The 2,913-nt window shown below is 32.7% G+C and carries 4 protein-coding genes; 3 read left to right on the forward strand and 1 reads right to left on the reverse strand.

The features are described 5' to 3' along the window. Positions 1–977, reverse strand: a 977-nt coding sequence (locus tag ACHZC3_RS10685) for a M16 family metallopeptidase (protein WP_394759849.1), incomplete at its 3' end; no start/stop codon positions are given. A 216-nt stretch (positions 978–1,193) separates the two neighbouring features. Here ACHZC3_RS10685 and rplU point away from each other — a divergent pair. The 3 genes from rplU (at position 1,194) to ACHZC3_RS10700 (ending at position 2,766) form a co-directional block, all read left to right on the forward strand. Continuing rightward, positions 1,194–1,871, forward strand: coding sequence for a 50S ribosomal protein L21 (rplU, locus tag ACHZC3_RS10690; protein WP_394759850.1), 678 nt, complete (start codon positions 1,194–1,196; stop codon positions 1,869–1,871). A 31-nt stretch (positions 1,872–1,902) separates the two neighbouring features. After that, entirely contained in the window at positions 1,903–2,163 is a 261-nt protein-coding gene (gene rpmA / locus ACHZC3_RS10695) for a 50S ribosomal protein L27 (RefSeq protein WP_091476103.1), read from the forward strand. A gap of 150 nt (positions 2,164–2,313) precedes the next feature. Next, complete coding sequence (locus ACHZC3_RS10700) at positions 2,314–2,766, forward strand: 6-pyruvoyl trahydropterin synthase family protein (RefSeq protein WP_394759851.1); 453 nt, start codon at positions 2,314–2,316, stop codon at positions 2,764–2,766. Positions 2,767–2,913: the final 147 nt, after the last annotated feature.

The following is a 2,913-nucleotide window of genomic DNA, read 5'->3' on the forward strand; positions in this document are numbered from 1 at the left end:
TACAATCCGTGATCCTCTTGAGAATAATTAAAGGCTCCTATTTGCAAAGCCATTTTTTTATCATCGACTACTTTTTTGTATAATTTAGAGCTTTTTCCATCACTTAAATAAGTTGAAATCATATCTAAAACTCTAGCATCACGTGTTTTCATAGAAGGAGTTCTATAAGAAGCAACCATCATAGGAATTTGAATATTCGAATCTTGGTAAGAAGCTTTCAATGTTTGAGTGATTGGTTCTTCAGTAAATGTTTTTCTTTCAATCGGAGTTCCTTTAGGGATTGATCCAAAATATTTCTGAATCCATTCTTTTGTTTTAGTAATATCGTTCAAATCTCCCGCTACAACCAAAACTGCATTGTTAGGAATGTAGTATTTTTTATTAAATGCTTGAAATTCTTCTAATTTTGAAGCGTCTAAATGTTCCATAGAACCAATGGTTGCCCAACGATACGGATGATTTATAAACATATTTTTCTTAACCTGAGCTATTAAGTTTCCGTAAGGTTGATTGTCTACACGAAGACGTTTTTCTTCTTTAACTACTTCATTTTGAGTATCAACCCCGATTTGATTGATAACAGGATGCATTAATCTTTCTGATTCCATCCACAATCCTAATTCAAGATTGTTAGAAGGGAAAACCTCATAATAATACGTTCTGTCATCGGAAGTATTTGCATTGTTTATTCCTCCGTTAGAGGTTACAATTTTAAACCATTCGCCGCGAGCGATATTTTTTGTTCCTTCAAATAATAAATGCTCAAAAAAGTGAGCAAATCCAGTTCTTTCAGGATTTTCATCTTTTGACCCAACATGGTACATAACAGATGTTATAACTACTGGAGCCGATTTGTCTTCATGCAAAATAACATGCAATCCGTTGTCGAGTGTGTACTCTTGAAAAGCTACTTTTTGAGCTGTAGCTGTTCCGCCTAGAAGGAATAATGAACCTATAGCCATTAACGATTTTTTCATAATGATTAGTAATTTGTTTCTTTTTAGTATGCTAATTTTGTTTTTTGTTACATCAAATATACTTTATTTTAAATTTTCATTCTTTGGTTTAACCTAAATTTATGAAAAAAATAGGTCTATGTAAAAGTATTTAGAACTTTTTTCACAGTCAACTTGCTTGTTTCATAAATAGTTGTATATTTGCAGACTTAAAAAAATTAACTAAACATTATTGTTATGTACGCAATCGTAGAGATAGCAGGGCAACAATTTAAAGTAAGCAAAGACTTAAAGGTTTATGTTCACCGTTTGACTAATGAAGAAGGATCAAAAGTTTCTTTTGATAAAGTTCTTTTATTAGACGACAATGGCACAATCACTTTAGGCGCCCCAGCTATAGAAGGTGCTTCAGTAGAAGCTAAAGTGTTACAACACTTAAAAGGAGATAAAGTAATCGTTTTCAAAAAGAAAAGAAGAAAAGGTTACAAGAAAAGAAACGGTCACAGACAGTATCTTACTCAAATTGTAATTGAAAGCATTTCAGCTACAGGCGCTAAAAAAGCGGCTCCAAAAGCAGAAAAAGTTGCAGCTCCAAAAGCAGAGAAATTAGTAGATGCTCCAGTAGCAGAACCTAAAGCTCCAAAAGCTAAAGCTGCTAAAGGAGATGATTTAAAAATCATTGAAGGTATTGGTCCTAAAGCTGCTGAAGTGTTAGTTGCTGCCGGAATTGATACATTCGCAAAATTAGCTAAAACGAAAGCAGAAAAAATCAATACGATTTTAGATGCAGCAGAAGCTAAAGTACAACATTTAGATCCAACTACTTGGGCGCAACAAGCACAACTTGCTACAGATGGTAAAATGGATGAATTAAAAAAATTACAAGATGAATTAAACGGTGGTAAAGCTGTTTAATTAATTTATTAACTTATAAAACCAAAACGTCATGGCTCACAAGAAAGGTGTCGGTAGTTCGAAAAATGGTAGAGAATCAGAATCAAAACGCTTAGGTGTTAAGATTTATGGTGGTCAAGCTGCAATAGCTGGAAATATCATTGTTAGACAAAGAGGTTCTAAACACAATCCAGGAGAAAACGTTTACATGGGTAAAGATCATACTTTACATGCAAGAGTTGACGGATTAGTGAAATTTCAGAAAAAAGGTGAAAACAAATCTTATGTTTCTGTAGTTGCTTTTGAAGCTTAGTCTATACTAACTTATAGTTTACAAAACGCCCAAGAAATTGGGCTTTTTTTTTGTTAAACTCAAATTATCTCAAACTTTTTTTAAACTCAAATTTGTGATAATTCGTGAAATCCGTGTTTATTTAATACCTTTGCATTCAATTACTTTTTTATGAGCAAAATAAGAATTACCAAGCAATTTAGTTTCGAAACTGGTCATGCCTTATACGGTTATGACGGGAAATGTAAGAATGTACACGGACATAGTTACAAGCTTTCGGTTACGGTTATTGGAACGCCAATTTCGGACAGAAATAATGTAAAATTTGGAATGGTAATTGATTTTTCTGACCTAAAAAAAATAGTAAAAGAAGATATTGTAGATGTTTTTGACCATGCTACTGTTTTTAATGAAACTACTCCACATATCGAATTGGCTCAGGAACTAAAATCTCGTGGTCATGAAGTTATTCTTGTTAATTACCAACCTACAAGCGAAAATATGGTAATAGATTTTGCAGATAAAATAAAAAAACGATTACCTGAATCGATAAAACTGTATTCTTTGCGTTTGCAAGAAACAGAAACTTCGTTTGCTGAATGGTTTGCTGAGGATAATTTATAGTACACATTTTTAATAAATGGTAAAAAAATAGGCTGTCTTTTTGGGACAGCCTATTTTTTTATATGAAATGTCTTGTCCTAAAATAGCGATACATAAATTCATCGTTATGGAAAACACCCAGGAACCTCGCTATGTAAAGCGTACCCA

The organism is Flavobacterium sp. (assembly GCF_043720215.1).
In the GTDB taxonomy this organism is placed as follows: Bacteria; Bacteroidota; Bacteroidia; order Flavobacteriales; family Flavobacteriaceae; genus Flavobacterium.

Bases quoted from the DNA above. Each gene is read 5' to 3' on its own strand.
- rplU (WP_394759850.1), top strand. From the start codon at position 1,194: ATGTACGCAATCGTAGAGATAGCAGGGCAACAATTTAAAGTAAGCAAA.
- rpmA (WP_091476103.1), top strand. From the start codon at position 1,903: ATGGCTCACAAGAAAGGTGTCGGTAGTTCGAAAAATGGTAGAGAATCA.
- ACHZC3_RS10700 (WP_394759851.1), top strand. From the start codon at position 2,314: ATGAGCAAAATAAGAATTACCAAGCAATTTAGTTTCGAAACTGGTCAT.